Here is a 19,545-nt window from a genome sequence, read left to right on the forward strand (position 1 = left end):
AGCGGTTTCCGTCGCCGGCGCGGCTTCCGACCGTCCAGCACCTTGATCTGAGGATTTTGCAGGTGCCTGGGAGTGCGCAGTGGAATCGGCTGGAGCGCTTGGAGCGGGAACCGTAGGCGAAGGGTTTGATGCGCCGGTCAACTCCCCCGCGGCTCCATCATCGGAACCCGACTCTTCTTGATGAGCAGGGATCGATGTCGGCGCCGTGTTTTCGGCAGTGGCACCTTGGCCCATCACGGAACGAGCGACGACCGTAGTAGCCCCGGACAGGGCGGGGTTGTTGAGAAGGGCGGAACCCGTCCTGGGGCGTAGGCCCGCAACCTTTTTCGCCGCCCTCTTCCTCGGGGCCTTCTTGTCGTCATCTTTACCTGCCGCCGAGGGCTCCTCAGCCATTCTCCTCCTCCTCCACAAGCACGGGCTCCGCGATGGTCCACTTCTCACGAGGCAGCTCGATCCGATCCAGGATCTCTTCGACCACACTCGTGTACTGCTTGCCGCAGGACTGGTTTGGGAACCGAACCACTGCGGGTTGGCCGTAGATGTACGACTCGGAGATCCGGACGTCCTTGCGCACATCTGTGACGAACGGGAAGAGCCCCCGGCCCGGCTTCGCGTCGATGCCGTCGCCAACCATGCCGTTTCGGATGTCGACGTCTTGATTGGTCCAAGCGGACTGAGGGTTGGAACGGTTGAGTAGTGCACCCAGCAGCTTCGGTTTGCACAAGCCGTCGGTGTTCGTTTCCACCGCGTGCGTGGCAGCGCTCAGGACGAGTGCACCCTTGATGGACTGATATTCCGGGATGCAGATGGTGACCACGTAGTCGGCTGCCGCGAGGGCGACGGCGTTCAAGTGCGACACTGCCGGCGGAGTATCAATGAGGACAAAGTGGAAACCTCGCGCCTCCGCCATCAGGAGCTCACGGAGCATTGCGGTCTTCTTGTACGGCTTCGTGACGAAAGCGTTCTGAGCGGCAGACATCGACGCCTCTTCTGAGGCCAGGACACACAGACGCCCGTGCCCCTCGAAGCCGTCCAGGACATCCGAGGTTCGGTCGAACATGGCCTCTTGGAGCCGGGGCCGCGGGAACTTCTGAAGTGCCATCTGGAGGATGAAACCGAGCGATCGCTGAAGTTCCTTTTCGTTCTGCTCGTCGTCCTCGGAGCTGCCGAGAGTCACCCCCAGGGCTGTGCCGGCCTGAGCCTGCGGCTCGAGATCCACGACCAGGACGTCGTAGCCCGCCATCGCGAGCCGAGCGCCCAGGTTGACTGTCGTTGTTGTCTTCCCCACGCCGCCCTTCTGCGTCGCGATGGCAATGACGATCGGCACGTTAGACGTTGCTTCAGCAGCGACGTCGATCGCGCTGGCAAGTGCAGTGTCAGTCATCGGGCAAGCCTCCAGGTCTGACCAATGAGGACGAAATGGTGCGAAGCGTGAGTGGTTGTGTCGCGTCGCGTCGCAGCTCTGAGAGTTATCAGGTGCGCAGTCGGGCCATGTGAGTGCATAGAGCGGCAGCTTTGCTGGAGATATCGGACATCTTTTGCGCGCATAGCGATCTTGGAGTCGACCGGGCGTGCTACGACGCGGCACCCGGGACGATAGCAGCAAGGGGAAGCTTGGTGTTGCCTATGAGGGGACATTTCTGCGTGTCGGCCCACAGTGTCCACGGGCGACCTGCACAGGCAACGGTTCAGGCAAGTGCACCTGAAATGCGAGATGCGGGCATGCCGAGAGGCATCGCAATTGAGTGCTTGAGGGGAAAGCGCAGTGGAGTCAATGAGTAGTGGCGTACCAAGAGGAGACGAAATGCCAGAACGTTGGCCAGGAGGAATTGAGACGCGTATGGAAGGAGGCGTCAAGCAGCCAAGCTGAAAACGGGAGAAGGCAGCTAGTGATGTGCATGAGGCAATTGGTGCAGCAGTAAACAGGCAGTGCTGCGAAAGCGCACATCCTTAGCGATGCAGCATGGCGTGTGTGCAGGAAGTTGGCAATGAGTGCAAGTAGATGAACAGAAAGGGGAGGGTGGGTGACGCACGGTGGGAAGATGCAGAGCGCGGGAGGAGGGGAAGCGCGGGTGAGGTGGCGTGCGTAGGTACGAAGATGCATACAGGCATGCCTACATGCCTACGTAGATGCATACAGGACTACCGAGATGCCTACATGTGAAGCTACTGGGCTACCTACAGAGATAGCTACACGCATACCTACAAGGGCAGGTGGTTGCGTGATGAGTAGCTTCGGGAGTGATGTGCCTGTTCTTTAAGCGGCAACGGTGCGCGTCAAGATCAGTGTGCATCACTTAACTGCTGAACGCAGGGGCAGGTGGTCATTGAAAGTTGATTAGAGTGATGCAATCGCAGAGCATTGACATTGGATGAAGGTGCACCAGCAAGTCGGCAGGCAGAAACGCGCAGATGTCATAGCGTCAGAGGGCACGCAAGAGTAACCGAGCAAGCTCTGGTTGGCAGTTGAGTGCGCAGTCTGCAACAGATGCAGACGAGTGAATGACCTTAAGCAGGTGCAGCTCGCACAGTGCTAGAAAGAGGGAGCGCAACGGTGTAGCTGTGGCAGGATCATTACAGATATTCCTTGGTGCGCCTGTCAGTGCGAAATGACAAGAGTCTCTGGGTGTCAATGTCGCAGCAAAGGTCAGTGGTCAAGCGAGTGAGCCTGTGGTAAGGGCAAGGGCGCTAGATGAACTTGATTATGAAGGCACCGACGATGATCGAGTGGATGCCAGTACGCGCCATCGGCATCTTCATACGAAGATCAACCGCCGCATTGCATGAAGCTTCCTTCCAGGCGACAGCCCGTGATCAAAGAGAGCTGTACCGCGACGAAACTCGACTGCGTCGCGAAGGACCCTGCCAACGCACGGGGTACGGCAGTGAGGGGCTGATCCGTCATTGAGCATGCTGCCTTCGGCGAAATCCATATAGCAGCAAGGGCTCTGGGCGTGGATGTCGCGAACGGCGACAGTGTGAAACCAACTGGTAGCGGGCTTCGTGGTACCGGCGTCAGCTCGTCTCGCCGAAGGTCAGCTCGACGAGTCCCAGGCCGGTGTTGGGTCTGTGGTCCCGTAATGCAGGACATTCGGCCCGGAAGCGGAGGCGGGCCGAGATGAGTTCCGGTGGTTCGCCGGCATGTGCGGTGACCAGCGTTGAGGCCGACCTGCCCGCCCCGTTCTTGGGCTGGGGCGCTCGGGACGGGGGGCTCCGGTGAGTGCGGGGGACAGGTCGGCCCGTGTGAGTGGGTTGGGTGGCGAATCGGAGCGCGGTGGACTACTGGGGCGGTTCTGCTGGGCCTAGGCGGTACACGTGGCGAAACCCTTCCAGGCGGAGTTGCTGCACGTCGGGAAGTTGCTGGTGCATGGAGCGCAGAACCTCCGTGCGGACCTTGCGAGTGCGGGAAGAGTTCTGTGCTTCCGCGACTGCGAGCGGCACGTCGAAGAGGACGGCCGCGCTGGGAGCGGCCCACCGCTCGGCGATGGCTAGCAGGTCTTGCCGGTGGCTTGGGACCACGTTCGTGCTGTCGACGATGGTGGTCTTGCCGTCGGCCAGGCGGGCGTTAAGGAAAAGGTTCTGTGCCTGTACGGCTACCGGTGTGGCGGCTTGGTTTTCCGCCGAGTCACTGGCCATCTCACGGAACGTATCGAGGCTGACCTGCCACGTGTGCGGGTACTGGCTTGCGAAAGTCGACTTGCCGGCACCTGGGATGCCGACCAGTACGACGAGTGTCCCTGGAGGGAAGGAGAGACCAGCGCGACTCGACGCAGGATCAGGTGTCGTCTCCAGTGTCGTCATTCGGGATCTCCTTCGCTGACTGGGGTACCTGCAGGCCGATGGCCTCGTGCTGAAGTGCGTGGCGCCGGCTATACGTGCAGGAGGTCGCGGGCGCTGTCGGGCAGGGCCGCGGTCTTCTCGGGGTGGTCGAGGAAGTAGTCGCGGATGAGCTGGACCAGGGGCCGGTCGATTGTGACCGGGACGGGTACGGCCGGCAGCCCGAGCGCGGTGCGCACCTCGTCGTCGAGGTGCGCGGAGAGGGGGCTGTAGTCGGCGTTGTCGGCCTGGGCGGTCAGCTCCTCGAAGGTCGGGCGGTCGGTCTGGGCCGGCTGGTCGTGGACGGGGCGGGGGGCGGGCTGCCCTGCCATGCGGGAGGAGGGCTGCTGGTTCGGCTGCTGGTTCTGGCTCACGGGCGGTGCTCCTGTTTCTCGGGTGGTGTGGCGCGGATCTGGTAGATCCGCTTGGGGGTCAGAGAGGCTGAGTGGGCGATGCTTTCGATGGGCCATCGGCTGGTGGCGCTGCGGATGGCGGTGTCGCGCTTCGCCTCGGCTTCTTTGATCGCGGCCGCGAGTTGTTCGAGTTCTGTCAGTTCGTTGGGGTCGGGTGCGCCCTGCGGACCGCGCAGGTGGCGGGCGACGACCCGCCACTGACTGTCGAGCGGTGCGCCGTCCTCGCCGGTGGTGATGCGGAAGGCGCGGATGTAGCGGACGAGCTGGTCGCGGGTGAAGCGTGTGCCGTCAGCGAGGGTGAGGTGGTCGATCCGCTCGCGGTAGAGATCCTCGAACTGCCGGGGGGTGAGGTGGGGCAATTCCCCTCCTTTGAAATTTCTAGGCAATTAGAAGTATACGGCCTGTATCGTTAAAAGTCAAATTAAGTAGAAAGATCTGCCGTCAGTGCCGAGGGATGTCCTTGGTGTCGACCATCTGCACGACCATGGAGGGGTGCCCATCGACCTTCGCGTCCTCTTGGATCCCCACCACCCGATACGACATGCCCCGCGGCATCAACCGCTCCCGCTCTGAATGCCCATGGATGCCGACAGCTCCGACCACAGCCCCGCGGCTGGAGACGATCTCGAAGACCACGCGGTACCGGGCGTTCCCGTACTTACCGGTCTCGGGGTTGTCCCAGAAGCGCGACGCGAAACCGGCCGCGACCGAGGGACAGTGGGACACCGACATGTAGGAGTCATCCCGGTAGTCCTGGCCCACCACGAAATTGTCACGAACCCAGGAGTCGACTGTGTCGGCCCGACGTACCTCCATCGGCGGCGTGAACCCCCGGTAGGTGGTGTGCAACTTCCCAGGCGCTGCCTTGAACAGCGCAGAGTCGATCTCCCCGGCCACCGTGCGCATCGACACGACCTGGTCGTTGATGTAGAGATCCTCATCCATCGAACGGCCTTTGTAGAGATGCTCGTTGATCTGTCCGAAGCTCTCCCCCGTATACGTCCCTATCCAGGTCCTCTCCGCTTCGCTGAGGCCCTCGGCCCAACGGCTCGACTCAGGCTCAAGCTTGGCTGCTCCCTCGTTCGACAGCTCCACACGGTCATCCCGCTCACCCAGCCCATGGCGCTCCCACGGCTTGCCCGGCCGCCCTGTGCGGGCGGTGTGAAGGATCTGCTCGGCCTGGTCGACCGGCACCCGGTCGTAGACGACTGCCCCGTCCTCCTCCATCCGGTAGGGCCAGGGCGAGTGGGCGAGAGCCCCATATCGGTCCCGGTCCAGCGTGCTGAAGGCCAGGCGGGCATAGGGATGTTCATCCTCATCGCCTGCATACACAGTGGCCACGCCGCAGTAGCCGGGCTGACCCCACGCCACGCTCTGCCCGCCGTCCTCGCGCGGGACGAAAGTCGCTCCTCCGCCGGCGCCGCTGGCCTGAGCGAGGGCCGAGGCGGCGCGCACGTGTTCGGGAAACTCAGGCAGAGCATCCCGGCCGACGTCTTTGCCGGGCTCCTTCTCAGCGATCGTGGGAGTGCTCAATGCGAAGGCGCGGCGTGGATCCTCCGGCTCGGGCCGCTCAGACGCGGTGCCGGAAACGGCGAGCAGGCCGCGGCTGGTCTGGGCACACTGACGGGCTTGGGCCGCATACTGCCGAGCCGTCTCCTCATCGCCCGCCGCGACGGCCTGCCTTGTCCTGTCAGCCCAGGTTTGCGCCTGCTCGTAGGCGGCCACCGCCGGATGACCGGGACCTGCCGCAGAGACATGCCGACCCAGCTGAGGTGAGGCGGCTCGAGTGGCTGACCGGACGGCCGGATGGGACGAAGCGCACCGCCGGCCGCCGGCGGCGAGAGATCGGCACACGGGCGTACTCGCTTTCCGCAGCTCCCGGAGGATGCCGCGTCGGACCTTGTGGTCCGATGAGGCTGCGCGCGTGGCCCTGTGGACAGAGTCTCAGATTGCGTTTCACCCCGTGGTCGACCGCCGTAGCAGTCCCAGGGACTGCGTTCCCGGGATGGTCTCCATTCGGGCCTCGGAGTCGCCAACTACCGTGAGCGGCCGCAGGAAAGCGGGACTAATCGCCATTGTCGGCGGATGGCGGCACCAGGGCGCCTGGTGGACAAGGTCCGAGAGCCGTACCGCGCCTACTACCGCCTACCTCTGCAGCTCTGTGACGGAGCCGACGTGCCGGTTGCCCAAGGGTGGGCAACACCCAGAGGTCGGCTTCGAGATGCTGCCAACGACCGCATCGAGCCGCTGGAGAAGTGATGCCCGGAACCACAAGAGTGATGTGGCACCACGGCTACGTACTGTCCGACGGGACGCCGTATCCGCTACGCCACCGGCTCTCTACCCACGCCAGGAGCGCGCCGGTACTCAACGACCACGTCCTCGGCCTCAGTGAGCAGGAGAGCCGATCCAGCTGCGCCGCTCACGAACTCGGGCATGCCGTGCTGTGGCTCACCCGCGGAGTCCACGTCGTCGGCTTGGGAATCGGAGTGGGCCGCGGAGGACGCGCCGAATGCGGCCCACCAGCCCCCCAACAGCGACTGGACTGGGCGATCGCCGTTGCCGCGGGGGAGAGGGCCCAAGACCGCTGGCTACGCGAAACCGGGCTGTGGACTGAAGACCGTGCCGCTTTCGCGGAGCTCGGCGCCACCAGCGACCGTGCCCAGATCTTCGCCGCAGACCCCACCCCCCGCCCTGCCTTCGGCGACGGCGGCCCCGACTACGCCGAGCTGCACACTCTTGCCGACCACGCACTCGATGAACACTGGGACGCCATCCTCATTGCCATGCCCGCCCTCCTTCGCGAGGGCTGGATGACCGGTGACCGACTTGGAGCCTGGGTCAGGACCCGCAACCCGGCACCGAGGCACTGCCTGTGAATGAGAGCCTGCTGGGGATCGGCGGCTGCGCCGGCGAGCGGCGCCCGTGCGAGGCCGCCTGCTGGAACACGACAAGCCTGGGGCATGGTCATACCGCGGGAGGTGGCAGCTGGGCGCATGCGCCTCGAGACCAGAGCCGATCGCCTGTCTGGTGCCGCGAGTCCGCCAGCCACAGGACGACGGTCGGCGGCCGACGGCCGCCGGGGATGGTGTGGGATGGCCGCTCCTGGACTACATGACTCCGAGGGAGAGGCTGCCACTTCGCAGCCCGGGAGTCTGCCACCGGCCCTCACTTCCTGTCGGATGCGAGGAAAGAGTTCAGTGGCCGAGCCTCTGACCTGCACACTGAACTCTTTTGTGCGCAGGTGCTGGGGCCCGTTCTGCGCACCGAACTGTTCAGTGCGGCGACCGCCCGGACGAGCTGCGCGCTCTCCGCAGGGCTGTGACCTGCGGGTTGAACGGTTGGCTGCGCTGACTGAACCGTCGACTGAACTGTTTCGTGCGCTACTGAACTATTCACTGCTGCTCAACACTTCCGTTGAGGACAAAGGTCAGGTTGAAATTCCAGCGTGGACCGTACTGATCCTTGTAGCCGATCTGGGCCGGTGAATCCACCGTGCGTCCAAGGTCAAGTGCGGTGAAGCCGTTGCTGGCAGCATCCGCAGCGAGCCGCCGCAGCAAGATGTGCCCGGGGGAGAGGCCGGACAGGCCCGGGTGCCTGGCCGGCCGGACTGAGTAGCAGCGAGAGTCACGGTAGAGGCACAACTGCGCAGCCATCGGCGTCGTGCCGTCGAGTGTCGTGGAAGCGATGAAGGCCACACTGCTGCCGCACTGTTGCAAGACCGCGGCCCACGAGCCCGACGAGGCCCCGCGGGACATATCGGAGCCGGACCGACGAGCGACGTGCAAGAACTCCAGCTCCTGGAAGGCGCAGAGGAGTTGGTCGGTCGTCTGTGATCTGCGGTACGACACGTGGTGACCCCTGGCCGACACTCGCTGCTCACGTCGGATGTGCTGACGCCGAGCCGACTTGGGGAGCGACGCCAGGTTGAGGGGCAAGGGGACAACGGCGCAGCGTGCCCTGGTATGCCGCCAGGCCGGCTCCCCCGACATGGCTATGGCCAGAGCCGAACCAGCGGGGATGTCGGAAACCTCCACAGTTGCCCCGTCCCGGGCCACTACGGTCAGCGCACGGACCAATGCCTCCGCGACGGGCGTCTCCTGCGCCCGCGGACCTACCGCATCGACATATTCGCAGTGCGGAGCCGACAAGGGGCGTATCAGTACACGCCCATCGTCCAAAGGCTCCCGAGCCAGAGCCAACGCGGCGCAAACGCTCTCACCGGCTGTCGCGACGAGTATCAACGGAGCCGCCGCCGGCAGTTGCGCCTCCCATCCCAAGAGCCAGCCAGGTGATTGGAATGGCGTGGCCTCAGGGTCGGCGTCATATAGCGCAGCCCAGTGCTCAGCAAGCCAGGCCGATGCTGCGGGACCCGTCACCTCGTGTACCTCGATCACCGTGCCACCTCTCTGAATGCAGCCGACGGGACGACGGCACGACGGTGGGTTCCAGCCATCCGCGACTCCCTCGAAGCGGCCGAACCCAGGGCGGACATCGTGGAAGCCGTCGACTGTGGACAGAGGGGAAAGCTGAGGGGCATTCGTGTCAGATTGCGTGCACCAAGGTCTCCGAGCGATTTGGTGCGATGACCAGGGTGATTGACGTCGCCATGGGGGACACAAGCATCGACTGAGGCCGGCGGCCTGCCAGAACGCCGGCCCGATGAGCTCTTCGTCGACGGTGCCGCGCAGAACCGAGCCACGAGCGTGTGCTTCGGGTGCGCCATCCGCCCGGATGCCTGGCCGACGCCTCGACCGGCCGGGCGAGTTCGGCATCTGGAGTTGCATCACCGAGCGGGAACGACGCGTCCTGCTCAAGCGCCGACCGACGGTGATCTCGCGGCGGCGCCTGCTGGAGACCGCGCGGCCGCCTACGAGCGGCAAGGCGGTGCGGCAAAGGCCGACGGTGTGGGCACCTGTCGCTGGCTGGCTGAGCTTCTCCGCCCGAGCGCCGTCCGCTCGGACGGGCAGCTGCTGCGGCAGACCGACGGGGATCGAATGAAGGCATCCTTCGAAACGGTGTGTACGGAACTGGCCTCGATCGTTCTCTTTCGGGGATGGCCTTGCGTCGCCCCGCGGGAACCCGCCAGGATGGATTCCTGACCGCGCCCAAGGTGCGCGTTCCCGCCGGTCATCCCCACCGTTGACCGTGCAGGGAGAACTGAGCACACGCTCGAACCGGCACGACGAGCATGATCGACATGATGACGGCGTCCTGACCTGATGGCTTGGCGTCGCACCGAGGTGGGGCGGTGCGCTACGCGAAGTCCGGTTCAAGGAGGCCCTCATGTCCACTACCAATCCTTCCGCCGAGCGCCGGCGGCGCGTCCAGCGCACTCAGCCGACCCGGCTCGCACGCCTCTTGGACGCCGAGATGCAGATCGGCTACCAGAACGCCCTCCAGGAGGTGACCCGCGCCGGCGAGGCCGGCCGGCTTCCTGACCGCCTCGATCACCACGGCCTCGACCGGGCCCTGCGCATCCTGATGCAGCAGGACTATGTGATGTGGAGCCCTCTCGCGGCCGGTCACCTGTGGCCCGACGTCTACCAGCCGCTGACGCAGGCTCTGCCCGGTGCCCGGAGTAAGCGGGCCCGGGACGCTCTGGAGAAGGCTCACCGCGCCGGCGTCCGCGAAGCGGCCGAGGATGGCGACTTCCACCCCGACGAAGTCCTCCACGCCTACGACGAGGCGAACGACGGTGACGGTGAGGACTACGACGAGGACGAGGAGGGCTTCGAGGGCACGGGGCCAGAGACCACAGAGGTCGGTGGGGACCCGGCGGAGCCGGACGACGAGGACCTCGACATTGCCCCGGGGCCGCAGAAGGACGCCGAGATCGCCGCGCGCTGGTGGCTGGAGCAACTGGCCGAGGACGGCGTCCTGCCCCGGTACCGGATGCCGGACCTCTACCCCGGCCGTGCCGAAGTGCCCCTCGACGCCGCACTGGACACCATGCGGGCCACCGCGGACGTGGACGGCTATGAGGACGAACTGCGCCGCATCGTCGCTGCCGAGCCCCGCGACGTCGACGCCTACGCCCACCTCGGCAGCCTGGCCCTGCAACGCCACGACGGAGAGTTCGGCGCTCTCATCTCCTATGTCGGCCCCACCGCTGCCGAGCGCCGCCGCTACCTGAAGGAAGCACTGGCCTGGTACGAGGCCGCCGTCGCTGTCGGCGAGGCGTCCCTCCCGATGACCTTCCACGGCCGGCTGCCCTGGTACGAGCTGGACAACCGCCCCTTCCTGCGCGCCTTCCACGGCCTGGCCCTGACACTGTGGCGCCTGGGCCGCTTCAACTCCGCCGAGCGCGTCCTGGTGACCCTGCTCTACCTCAACCCGACCGACAACCAGGGCGCCCGCGAGGTCCTGGCCGACGTCCGCGCGCACCGCCGCTGGCACCCGGGCATCACCGAGACCGACGACCAGCGCATCCGCAACGACGTCCTGATCGTCGCCCGCCGCCCGGTCCACACCCGCCCCGGCAGCCTGCGCACCCTGCTCACCGGCGCCGTGCAACCCACGCCCGAGACAGTCGCCGACGTCGTCCGCCGCGCGGCCGCCGAGGCCCTCGGCGCCGCCTGGGACGGCCGGTCGTCCCACATCGTCGTCGGCCACCCGCGCACCGGCATCAAGGTGACGATCGTTGCCCGGCACCAGCGCGGCCACACCTTGACTCCGGACGAGTACTGGTGGGACGCACACAATGCCGACGGCGAGATGGACGGCCCGGTCCTGTTCACCCTGGTCGCCGACCGCGGGCACATCGCGGTCGCCCAGCTGCTGCGCGCCGACCAGCTGGCCGCCTACCGCGCCGCCGACCTCCCGCGGCGTGAGCGCACCGCCTTCACCACGACCTTCATCCACGGCGACACCCAGTACGGCACCGACGTGTCCTCACTCATCGACCACGCACTCGACGCCCTCCCGGCACAGCCCGGCTCCTGGCCGTGACCGCCCGGCCCCGGCCCGGCACACTCCCGGGCCGGGGCCCGGCGCGCCCGCGCGGGGCACGACGAACCGCTGAGCGGGCCGCTGTCACCTGCCGATGCTCCGGCATGGACTGGCCGGAGCATCGGCAGGTCGTGCCTGCTCCCGGGCGCTGATTCCCACACCTGGGGTGTCAGCGACAGGCTCGTCTATCAAGCCGAGGTAGGCGACCAACCGTAGCGGGAGAAGGTGGGGCCTCCGTTCCTCCACGCGGTCAAGGCTCGCGTGGAGGTCGGGAACGCGGGCGCGGGGAGGCGGCTCGCGAAAACCCAACCGGCCTCCAAGTGCTTGTGCGGTTCACGGTTGGCCAGGTCGCCGGTCCAGGTGTCGGTGGCGAAGACGAAAAGGACGAACGGGCCGGCCCGGTCGAGGCCCTGCTCGACGTGGATGACGTGGACGAGAGCGAGATCGGCCGGGGCGACGAGCAGGCCGGTCTCCTCTGCGAGTTCGCGGGCGGCGGCCTCGTCGAGGGCTTCGCCAGCCTCGGCCTTGCCGCCGGGAAGGGTCCAGGCCGGCCGTGTGGTCCAGTTGCGGGCGGCGTAGAGCACAGCGGCGATCGTGTCGGTGGCCTTGTCGTGAACGATCACGCTGACCATGTTCCGGCTGTTCATCGCTTGGTGGTTCGGCATGGTGCCCTCCTCATCCGGATGGTGTCGGTGCTGCTCAGCGCCCGAGCGCGAGACGGCTGGCGTCGGTGCGGGAGAAGACCAGGTCGGTCATTTCCTTCGGGGTCTCGGTGCATCGGACGGGCGGCTGTGGCCGGCGCATGGCCCGGGGGTAGGTGGCCGGGTCGTAGTCGTTGGTGAGCGTGTACGGGTGGAAGCCACCATGCTCACGCAGGGCGTCGATGATGCCGGCGACGTTCTCGCCCTGCTTGGCCAGGAGGCGGGGGGTGACCTCGACGACCAGCTCGGCGTCGGCGCGCAGGTACGGCAGCGCGGGCATGAGCCCTCGGATCGCTGCCGCTTCGGCGCCTTCGACGTCGACCTTGATGACGCGCGCGGTGGCGAGTTCGGCCCGGCTGATCAGGTCGGCCAGGGGAGCGGTGGGCACCTCGACAGTCGCGTGGACGCGGCGGGGCCGAACGGCGGTGGTGTGACCGAGGTTGGCGGGGTCCTCCAGGTACAGCGTCAGGGTGCCGGTGACGTCGGAGGCGGCGGAGCGGACGCCCCGGATGTTGGTGCGGCGGTTGGCGCTGGCCGCGGAGGTCAGGTCGTCGTGGAAGCGCGGGTGGGGCTCGATGGCGACGACTCGGCCGTGGGCGCCGACGGCGTGGGATGCCAGGAGGCTGAAGGCCCCGCGGTGGGCGCCGACGTCGATGAAGGTGTCCCCGGGCCGGAGCCGACTACGAAGGAAGGCGCTCAAGTTCGGCTCCCACTCGCCGAACAGGTATTGGAAGCGCTGAATGACGTCACCGGTGGTGACGGCGACTGTGTCGCCGGACCGCAGCCGGACGACGGCGTGGACGGGGCGGGTGCGCAGGTGCCCGTCGAGGAAGCGGTCGATGAGCCGGGCCTTGCCGAGGCTGCCGGGGGCGTGGCGGACGTAGGCGCGCAGCGCGCGGGCGAGTGCGGAGGCGGGCACGGGCGGCTCCTTCGGGTGGCGGCGGCCTGGAACGGGAGTTCCAGGCCGGCCGGTGGTGACAGACTGCCGGGAAACGCTGAGAGTGGTGAGAGGAGCTGGCGGTGGCCGAGTGCGACGCTCCGGTGGTGTTCTTGCTGGTGGGGCTCACCGGCTCGGGGAAGACGACCTACGCCCAGCGGGTGCTGGAGCCCCGGGGGGCTGTGCGGCTGTCGGTGGACGAGGTGGTCTTCGAGCGGCACGGCCGCTACGGCGTCGACTACCCGGAGAACACCTACTTCGAGAAAGAGGCTCCGGTCGTCGCCGAGCTGCACCGGCGGCTTGCAGAGCTGGTCGCGGAGGGCCGGGACGTGGTGTGGGACCACGGGCTGTGGCCGCGTAAGGATCGCGAGGCGATGAAGGAGCTCGTGGAGTCGGCCGGCGGGCGGTGGCGGCTGCTGTACTTCCCGGTGAAGCGCGACGAGCTGCTCCGCCGGCTGGTGGAGCGCAACGAACGAGAGGACGCGAACGCGCTCGTCGTGACGCCGGAGGCACTGGATGACTTCTTCGCCCGGTTCGAGAAGCCTCACGGTGAGGGCGAGGAGACCGTGGAACCGGACTGGCTCTGAGGCGACGGCGGGCGCCAGGCGGTGGTGATCGTGGCCGCTTCGGCGGCCCAGCCCTCCGGGAGGCGGTCGAGGGCGACGCGGCGGAAGGCAAGGCGGGGGTCGGAGACGTCGATCCGGCCGGAGTGACGGTCAGTGTGCTCCAGTAGACGGGACGCCTCGCTGCGGACGGCCGGGGTGCGCTCGGCCCACTCGCCGCAGGAGAAGCGCTCGACCCGCCGGCGCAGGTCGTCCAGGACGCCGGCACGCCACTTGAAGTGGTGCACGCACGCGAGCGTGTCCGGGTCGGGCCGGCGCCCGGGCGCCCGGTGATTGCCGGAGGCCACGGTCACCGAGGAGTGAGCGAGGACGATCTTGCGCGGGTCGCCCTGGAGGAGCCTGTGGGTGAGGTGCCCGCCGAGCGAGAAGGCCAGCTCCAGCCCGGGGCCCGGGTGCCACGGAGCCAGGCTTCCGTCGGCCGCGACGCGGTCGAGCATCAGCCCGCCGACCACCTTCCGCCCAGCCTCCTCGGCCTGGGCGACCACGTCGGTGAGCGAGGCCGGGTAGGTCTGGAACTCGTCGGCGTCGGCGATCAGATGCCAGCCGGCCCCGGCCTTCTCGCGCAGGGCGTCGCGCAGCTCGGTGTTGGTGTGCTCGTGCCACGGCCCGGTGCTGACCTGGGCGGGGACGATGCCGAGGTCGTGGACGGCCGCGAGGAGCTGGTGCCGCTGGGCGTCGGGGACATGGTCAGGGAAGTGGAAGGCGAGGAGGAACCGCTCGATGCCGAGCCGCCGGTAGTGGGCGGTCCAGACGGCCAGCAGCGCAGGCTCGACCGGGCCGACGACCGCGACCAGGGCGGGAGGAATGAACGTCATCGGCACTCCTTGATCAGGCGGGCGTAGGTGTCCGTGAGAAAGGCGGCCTGTTCAGCCGCCGGATACAGGTCCAGCACCGCGGGCGCCGACGGCCCCGGCCGGGCGGGCGCCTCGGTCGAGAGCTTGTCCAGCGCCTCGGCGAGCGCGCAGGCATCGCCGGCCGGGAAGGACCGGACCCACGGCTGGCCGGCCAACCGGGCGGTCAGCGTGGGGTCGTGCTGGGATACGAGCAGCGGGACGCCCAGGCGGGCGGCGTCCATGACAAGCCCCGACTCCTTGCCTACGCCAGGGTGCCGGGCGACGAGGGCCGCGTCAGCGGCGCCGTAGACGAGCCGCAGGACCTGGTCGGTGACCGCGCCGGGCACAGTGTGGAGGCGGACGTGAGGCAGCCGGTGCCAGCGGGCGAGGACGGCGTCGTCCAGCGGCGTGCCGCACACCAGGACGTGCAGCGGGGCGGTGAGGCGGGCGAGGGCGGCGTCGACGGTGGCGATGTCCTTGTAAGGCCACCAGCCGCCGACCACGCACACCGCCGTCGCGTCGGAGGGGATGGTGAAGGCGGTCCGGCCGCTGTCGCGCTCCACGTCGGTCAGCCGTCGCCCGTCGTCGACCGCGAACGCCCGCACCTCGCTGGGAAGGCGGAGGAAGGCCGCCGTGATCCGGTCCCGAACGGCAGCGGTCGGGCAAAGCGCGACCACCTGCTTCTCCCCCCGGCCCGCGAGGCGACCCAGCCACCGGACGGGACGGTCCTCAGTGGTGACCAGCTCGTGGACGAACCGCAGGTGCGGGACGCCGCCGAGGACAGCCGCCATGCCGTGCAGGGCATCGCTCGCGCTGAGGATCACCACCGCCGCCGCCCGCGGGGCGAGGCGGCGCGCGGTCCGCAGGCAGGCGGCCTCGGTCAGGCACCGGGCGAGGAGGGTGATCTGGTGCGGGAGCCGGCGGACCGGCCTTGGCCAGCGCCGAGAGGCGAAGGCTCGACGGCCGGTGGCCGAGACGCGCTCCGCCGCCCGCGCAGCGGCCAGCAGGAACCTAGCCGCCGCCCCGTCCGGGGTGGCCGCGACCCGGGCGCCGGACCGGGCCAGCGGGCCCAGCGCCTCGCTCAGGCCGGCCGGGGCGACGACCAGGCTCGCCCCGGTGGCGGCGAGCGAGGCCAGCGCGTGCTGATGGTGCCCGCCGCCCCGGTGCGCATACGGCTCGATCAGCACCAGCGGCCCCGGCACGGTGCTCATCCGGCGACCGCCTGTCCGCCGCGCAGCACGGCGAAGTGCTGCAGCAGCCAGGCCGGGTCATTGAGCGCCTCGAACCGCTCCGGGGCGCGGCCGACGGCCTGGGCGAAGTCGAGCCCGTCGCGGGCTCCGGCCGCCGCGTAGGAGGCGAAGGCGCCGTCACCGCTGGCCGTCCAGGCGGCGATCCTCTTTTGGGCGGAGGCATCGGTCATGCCGTACTCGCTGCCGCGCGCGAGCATCGCACACTCCCGGAAGCCTGCCTTCCACGCGTGAAACGCGCTCTGGTTGACCTGCGTGACGCCGGCGGTCTGCCGACAGAACTCCACCCTTCCGGGCAGCGCGGCCAGCACGTCGACGGCCTGGCCCATCTCGCGCAGGGCCGTCCGGCGGATCAACTTGAGTCCGCCGTAGCCGTAGATCAGGCCGTTGACCGGGTTGGCCGCCTGCCAGACCCGCATGGCCACCCCGTCGGCCAGCGGCTCCACGTCGCCGGCGGAGAACTCCTCGTCGATGGCGAAGTCGCCGTCGGCGAGGAAGAACTGCTCGGTGTCAACGAGTTCGGCGGTGAGCCGGTAGGCACGCCGCATCCCGCGCACGCCGTGCAGGCGCTTGACCGGGCCGCCCAGCACGTGGGCGAGACGAGTGTGCAGACAGTCGGCCTGCGGCTCGTCGTAGGAGAGCAGGACCGCGTCGAAGCCGGTCATCGGATCGCCTCCAGATAGCGGGCGGCCACCGCGGCGGGCGTGAGTTCGGCGGTGGAGGCATAGGCACGCTTGGCGTGCAGGAGGTAGAACTCCGGGTCCGTGGCGAGGCGGGTGGTGATCTGGACGGCCTGCTGGTCGGTGTCGAAGAGCAGCTCGTCGTCGATGTGCTCGGCCAGCCAGCCGGTGCGCGGGGCGATCACAGGCAGGCCCATGGCCTGACAGTCGATGACCGACATTGACCAGGGGCAGCCGGGGCGGAAGGGTGCGATGCCGAAGTGGGCGCCAGCCAGGAGGTTGCGGTAGCGGACGCGGTCGCCGCGGTCGGAGGCGACGGCGACGCCGTCCATGGTCGCCAGCTCCTCCAGGTGCCGCTCGGGGCTGGGGTCGAGGCGGATGCGCTCGGCGTTGCGGCTGCCGAACAGGTCCATCACCGTCAGCCGCACCGTGCCGTCGGCGATGAGGCGACGGGCGAGCTGGGTGAAGCGGCCCGTGCCGTAGTGGGCGTACAGGCGGTGGTTGTAGATGGCGGTGGCCCGGCCCTCGGGCGGGGTAATGCCGGCCGGGTCGCGCACCAGCCGTACGTCCCTGGGGGCGGGCACGATGTGCAGCTTGTCGCCGAGGTCGACGCCGGTGCGGGCGGCAGCCGCGGTGGTCCAGGACGCGGCGGTGGAGGAGTGAACCAGGACGCGGTCGCAGGCCGCGAGGCCGGCGGCGAAGGACAGCAGCACACTGCGGCCCAGGCCCCGGTCGTCCATCGCCGGGTCCAGCTCCAAGACGCTGGCGTCGGTGAAGGAGAACGGCAGGTAGTGGCAGTATCCGACAACCATCGCGTCCACCCCGGCCTCCAGGAGCGCGGCCCGGATCGCGGGAGCGGCCTCGACCTGGTTGGCCACCACCACCTCGGGCCGCCGCTCGCGGAAAAGGGTGACCAGAGCGTCCATCCCCGGGTCGAAGCGGGCCCGGTACTTCGTGGACGGGGAGACAGTGGGCGCGAAGTGCACCCGAGCGTCGCCGACCGGGACGGGCGAGGCCACCGACACCTCGACCCCGGCATCGGTCAGGGCCGGGGCGAGCAGGTCGGCGAAGGTGAAACCCGAATCGGCGTTCATCCGGCTGGCGTTGGAGACGTTGAGCAGATACAGCAGGCGCATGCTGCGACCCTCCTCCTCGTGGCCCAGGGTCGACCTGGGCCGGTGAAGGAAGGAAACTGGCGGCCGGGACCGTGACAGAATGATGAATCGAGATCACTCACGGTTCACTCATCTCATCCAGCATCCAGGCGGGGGCTTCGATGGACGCGCGAGACGGTGCCCAGACGGTCGAGACGGCCGCCGAAGATTTCGCGGCGACGGTCGCCCACTGGCGCGAGGTGCGGGGCCTTCCGAAGAGGGAGTTAGCCCAACGGATGGGCTTCGACCCGTCCTACGTGAGCCACATTGAGTCGGGCCGGTCCAAGCCGACCGAGGACTTCGCCCGCCGGGCCGAGGAGACACTCGGCGCCGGTAAGGCCATCTGGAAGTGCTGGCTGGACTACGAGGCGGCCAAGGCCGGTACGGCGCCGGCAGCCTTACCGGCTCCCCGCCGGACGGAGCAGCCGTACGCGATCGGCTCGGCGATCGTCGTCGAGCACGACGCCGCCCGCCTCGACTACGACGGCCGCCTCTATCGGCTCACGATGCGCCGGCTGTTGCGGAACACCGGCACCGAGCCGATCACCCGCTACCTCATCCGCATCAGCGTCGACCGCTACCCCGGCGAGCCGGAACGCTCCAACACCCACTACCGCAAACACCCTTTGACCTGGGGCGAACTGGCCCTGACCGCGACGTGCCGTGGCGAGGCGATGTGCTGGCAGGCCAAGCACGACCGCGACGCCTTCAAGGAAGTCTGGCTGCGCTTCGAGAACAGTGAGGGCCGCTTCCCTCTCTACCCGGGCGAGTCGGTGTGGATCGCATACGCCTACTCGGTGGGTGACGAGAAGTGGGGCCGGTGGTTCCAGCGCGCCGTCCGCCTCCCCACCGAACGCCTGGCGGTCGAACTTGCCTTCCCCGCCGAACTCGACCCCGCTGTGTGGGGCACCGAAACCTCCATGACCGCCGAGGCCGCCCCGCTACGGACCGCCCCCGTACAGCACGAGGAGGACGGGAAGCGGATCTTCTCCTGGAGCACCTCCACACCCGCCCTCCACGCCAGGTACCGTCTCGAATGGCGCTTCCGGGGCCGACCCGAACAAGACGTGAATCAAGGGGAGTACAGGTGAACCAGGTACGGCCCAGCGAGCAGATGCGCGACCTCGGAGTCGTGCAGCGCGGAGCTCCCGACCTTGCCCAGCAGGCCCGCCCCTTCGACCTGCCGGCCGAGCGCGAGGCAGCCAAGCAGGCCGTAGAGCAGATGTTCTCCGCCATGGAGCGGATCGGGCGGGTCCACCCGTTCGCGAAGGGCATGGGACTCGCGGCGCCTCAGATCGCGATCGGCCGGGCCGCCGCCGTGGTCCAGCCCCCCGGCCCCGACGCGCCGCCGATCGTCCTGCTGAATCCCCGCATCGTCGACCGCTCCACCGACGAGGATGAGCAGTACGAGGGCTGCCTCAGCTTCTTCGATGTCCGCGGCCTGGTCCCCCGGCCCCTTCGGATCACGGTGGAGACCACGACGCTGGAGGGTCAGGTAGTGACCACCACCTACAAGCGTGGCCCCGCCCGGCTGATCCACCACGAGATCGACCACTTGGACGGCCTGCTCTACACCGCGCGGATGCGGACGGGCATCACCCCCATCCCTGTCGAGCAGTACCGGCAGACCGGCCGTTCTTGGGCCTACGAGCAGTAGCGGCCGACCGCTGGCGGGCCCCCAACGGAAGGACCACGTCCCCTCTCCAGCTCTCCCAGCGGTGCCGCCTCCCCCGGTGACGCTGCCCCCGACTGCGCCGGAAGGGCCGCCGGTCGTCCTGCCCGTCGCTCCTCCCCGCCCCGCGGCGCCGCCGACCGAGCCGAAGCGCCGGTCAGGCTTCTTCGCGCGCTGGCTGCGGCGCTGGTCGGCCCTTCTCCGACAGCAGAGCCGCGAGCAGCCGGACGGGGTTCGAATTCTCCGATTCCTGCCACACCAGGGGGTTCCGCGGTGGACGATTTGATCGTGACGAACGGTGACACGGAAAGCCCCAGGCCGCTGCTTAGCCGAGATGACGCGATAGCCGTACTTGGTGAGGCCGTTCAGCGGTGGGGCTGCGACGTCCCGGAGGATCCCGGGGCGAGCGAGCTCGCCAAGCTCGTGGACGCGTTGGTTGGTCGACTGCACGCGGACCGGCAAGATGAGCGGTTTGGTAGCGCCGCTGAGTGCATGGCCGAGGTCGCCGAAGCGTTGGG

At 68.3% G+C, this 19,545-nt stretch carries 18 protein-coding genes and 1 pseudogene; 7 read left to right on the forward strand and 12 right to left on the reverse strand.

What is annotated here, in order from left to right:
• Window positions 1-385: 385 nt before the first annotated feature.
• Window positions 386-1,384: a ParA family protein gene (locus tag ACF088_RS18430; RefSeq protein WP_392376821.1), complete on the reverse strand. Its 999-nt coding sequence runs from the start codon at window positions 1,382-1,384 to the stop codon at window positions 386-388.
• Between the two features lie 1,308 nt (window positions 1,385-2,692).
• Between ACF088_RS18430 and ACF088_RS18435 the strand changes: the two genes are divergently transcribed.
• Window positions 2,693-2,908: a hypothetical protein gene (locus ACF088_RS18435; protein WP_392376822.1), complete on the forward strand. Its 216-nt coding sequence runs from the start codon at window positions 2,693-2,695 to the stop codon at window positions 2,906-2,908.
• A 371-nt stretch (window positions 2,909-3,279) separates the two neighbouring features.
• Here the strand turns inward: ACF088_RS18435 and ACF088_RS18440 are convergent, their stop codons facing one another.
• The 4 genes from ACF088_RS18440 to ACF088_RS18455 form a co-directional block, all read right to left on the reverse strand.
• Entirely contained in the window at window positions 3,280-3,801 is a 522-nt protein-coding gene (locus ACF088_RS18440) for an AAA family ATPase (protein WP_392376823.1), read from the reverse strand.
• 68 nt (window positions 3,802-3,869) lie between these two features.
• On the reverse strand, window positions 3,870-4,190 hold the full coding sequence (locus ACF088_RS18445) for a hypothetical protein (RefSeq protein WP_392376824.1): 321 nt from the start codon (window positions 4,188-4,190) through the stop codon (window positions 3,870-3,872).
• On the reverse strand, window positions 4,187-4,588 hold the full coding sequence (locus ACF088_RS18450) for a hypothetical protein (RefSeq protein ID WP_392376825.1): 402 nt from the start codon (window positions 4,586-4,588) through the stop codon (window positions 4,187-4,189). Before ACF088_RS18450 ends, ACF088_RS18445 begins: the two co-directional genes overlap by 4 nt.
• Before the next feature lie 82 nt (window positions 4,589-4,670).
• Entirely contained in the window at window positions 4,671-5,954 is a 1,284-nt protein-coding gene (locus ACF088_RS18455) for an ADP-ribosyltransferase (RefSeq protein ID WP_392376826.1), read from the reverse strand.
• Between the two features lie 533 nt (window positions 5,955-6,487).
• Between ACF088_RS18455 and ACF088_RS18460 the strand changes: the two genes are divergently transcribed.
• On the forward strand, window positions 6,488-7,108 hold the full coding sequence (locus tag ACF088_RS18460; protein ID WP_392376827.1) for a hypothetical protein: 621 nt from the start codon (window positions 6,488-6,490) through the stop codon (window positions 7,106-7,108).
• Window positions 7,109-7,624: 516 nt separating this feature from the next.
• Here ACF088_RS18460 and ACF088_RS18465 read toward each other — a convergent pair.
• Window positions 7,625-8,221 carry a GNAT family N-acetyltransferase gene (locus ACF088_RS18465; RefSeq protein ID WP_392376930.1) on the reverse strand — a complete coding sequence of 199 codons (597 nt, stop codon included), beginning with the start codon at window positions 8,219-8,221 and terminating at the stop codon, window positions 7,625-7,627.
• Between the two features lie 606 nt (window positions 8,222-8,827).
• Between ACF088_RS18465 and ACF088_RS18470 the strand changes: the two are divergent.
• Window positions 8,828-9,095: pseudogene (locus ACF088_RS18470) on the forward strand (WhiB family transcriptional regulator); the annotation flags it as partial.
• Window positions 9,096-9,515: 420 nt separating this feature from the next.
• The gene (locus ACF088_RS18475; RefSeq protein WP_392376828.1) at window positions 9,516-11,180 is read left to right on the forward strand and encodes a hypothetical protein; all 1,665 of its coding nucleotides are present in this window, start codon (window positions 9,516-9,518) and stop codon (window positions 11,178-11,180) included.
• Window positions 11,181-11,368: 188 nt separating this feature from the next.
• Here ACF088_RS18475 and ACF088_RS18480 read toward each other — a convergent pair whose 3' ends face one another.
• Together ACF088_RS18480 and ACF088_RS18485 are read right to left on the reverse strand one after the other, a co-directional pair.
• The gene (locus ACF088_RS18480) at window positions 11,369-11,845 is read right to left on the reverse strand and encodes an NUDIX domain-containing protein (RefSeq protein ID WP_392376829.1); all 477 of its coding nucleotides are present in this window, start codon (window positions 11,843-11,845) and stop codon (window positions 11,369-11,371) included.
• A gap of 34 nt (window positions 11,846-11,879) precedes the next feature.
• Window positions 11,880-12,800 carry an FkbM family methyltransferase gene (locus ACF088_RS18485; RefSeq protein WP_392376830.1) on the reverse strand — a complete coding sequence of 307 codons (921 nt, stop codon included), beginning with the start codon at window positions 12,798-12,800 and terminating at the stop codon, window positions 11,880-11,882.
• A gap of 101 nt (window positions 12,801-12,901) precedes the next feature.
• On the opposite strand from ACF088_RS18485, the gene ACF088_RS18490 reads away from it, so the two are divergent.
• Window positions 12,902-13,405: an AAA family ATPase gene (locus tag ACF088_RS18490; protein WP_392376831.1), complete on the forward strand. Its 504-nt coding sequence runs from the start codon at window positions 12,902-12,904 to the stop codon at window positions 13,403-13,405.
• Here the strand turns inward: ACF088_RS18490 and ACF088_RS18495 are convergent.
• Genes ACF088_RS18495 through ACF088_RS18510 form a run of 4 tightly spaced genes read right to left on the reverse strand, consistent with a single transcriptional unit; the run spans window position 13,363 to window position 17,337 of the window.
• Complete coding sequence (locus ACF088_RS18495; protein WP_392376832.1) at window positions 13,363-14,256, reverse strand: glycosyltransferase family 2 protein; 894 nt, start codon at window positions 14,254-14,256, stop codon at window positions 13,363-13,365. The two genes, ACF088_RS18490 and ACF088_RS18495, sit on opposite strands and share 43 nt — an antisense overlap.
• Window positions 14,253-15,485, reverse strand: a complete 1,233-nt coding sequence (locus ACF088_RS18500; protein WP_392376833.1) for a hypothetical protein — start codon at window positions 15,483-15,485, stop codon at window positions 14,253-14,255. The genes ACF088_RS18495 and ACF088_RS18500 overlap by 4 nt, the downstream gene beginning before the upstream one ends.
• Entirely contained in the window at window positions 15,482-16,186 is a 705-nt protein-coding gene (locus tag ACF088_RS18505) for a hypothetical protein (protein ID WP_392376834.1), read from the reverse strand. Before ACF088_RS18505 ends, ACF088_RS18500 begins: the two co-directional genes overlap by 4 nt.
• Window positions 16,183-17,337, reverse strand: coding sequence for a glycosyltransferase family 1 protein (locus ACF088_RS18510; RefSeq protein ID WP_392376835.1), 1,155 nt, complete (start codon window positions 17,335-17,337; stop codon window positions 16,183-16,185). Before ACF088_RS18510 ends, ACF088_RS18505 begins: the two co-directional genes overlap by 4 nt.
• A gap of 140 nt (window positions 17,338-17,477) precedes the next feature.
• On the opposite strand from ACF088_RS18510, the gene ACF088_RS18515 reads away from it, so the two are divergent.
• Both ACF088_RS18515 and ACF088_RS18520 read left to right on the forward strand, forming a co-directional pair.
• Complete coding sequence (locus ACF088_RS18515) at window positions 17,478-18,446, forward strand: multiprotein-bridging factor 1 family protein (protein WP_392376836.1); 969 nt, start codon at window positions 17,478-17,480, stop codon at window positions 18,444-18,446.
• Window positions 18,443-19,012: a peptide deformylase gene (locus ACF088_RS18520; RefSeq protein WP_392376837.1), complete on the forward strand. Its 570-nt coding sequence runs from the start codon at window positions 18,443-18,445 to the stop codon at window positions 19,010-19,012. The genes ACF088_RS18515 and ACF088_RS18520 overlap by 4 nt, the downstream gene beginning before the upstream one ends.
• Window positions 19,013-19,545: the final 533 nt, after the last annotated feature.

Source organism: Streptomyces sp. NPDC015125, assembly GCF_043080045.1.
Classification (GTDB): Bacteria; Actinomycetota; Actinomycetes; order Streptomycetales; family Streptomycetaceae; genus Streptomyces.

Bases quoted from the DNA above. Each gene is read 5' to 3' on its own strand.
- ACF088_RS18430 (WP_392376821.1), bottom strand. From the start codon at position 1,384: ATGACTGACACTGCACTTGCCAGCGCGATCGACGTCGCTGCTGAAGCA.
- ACF088_RS18435 (WP_392376822.1), top strand. From the start codon at position 2,693: ATGAACTTGATTATGAAGGCACCGACGATGATCGAGTGGATGCCAGTA.
- ACF088_RS18440 (WP_392376823.1), bottom strand. From the start codon at position 3,801: ATGACGACACTGGAGACGACACCTGATCCTGCGTCGAGTCGCGCTGGT.
- ACF088_RS18460 (WP_392376827.1), top strand. From the start codon at position 6,488: ATGCCCGGAACCACAAGAGTGATGTGGCACCACGGCTACGTACTGTCC.
- ACF088_RS18465 (WP_392376930.1), bottom strand. From the start codon at position 8,221: ATGTCGGGGGAGCCGGCCTGGCGGCATACCAGGGCACGCTGCGCCGTT.
- ACF088_RS18475 (WP_392376828.1), top strand. From the start codon at position 9,516: ATGTCCACTACCAATCCTTCCGCCGAGCGCCGGCGGCGCGTCCAGCGC.
- ACF088_RS18480 (WP_392376829.1), bottom strand. From the start codon at position 11,845: ATGCCGAACCACCAAGCGATGAACAGCCGGAACATGGTCAGCGTGATC.
- ACF088_RS18495 (WP_392376832.1), bottom strand. From the start codon at position 14,256: ATGACGTTCATTCCTCCCGCCCTGGTCGCGGTCGTCGGCCCGGTCGAG.
- ACF088_RS18500 (WP_392376833.1), bottom strand. From the start codon at position 15,485: ATGAGCACCGTGCCGGGGCCGCTGGTGCTGATCGAGCCGTATGCGCAC.
- ACF088_RS18505 (WP_392376834.1), bottom strand. From the start codon at position 16,186: ATGACCGGCTTCGACGCGGTCCTGCTCTCCTACGACGAGCCGCAGGCC.
- ACF088_RS18510 (WP_392376835.1), bottom strand. From the start codon at position 17,337: ATGCGCCTGCTGTATCTGCTCAACGTCTCCAACGCCAGCCGGATGAAC.
- ACF088_RS18515 (WP_392376836.1), top strand. From the start codon at position 17,478: ATGGACGCGCGAGACGGTGCCCAGACGGTCGAGACGGCCGCCGAAGAT.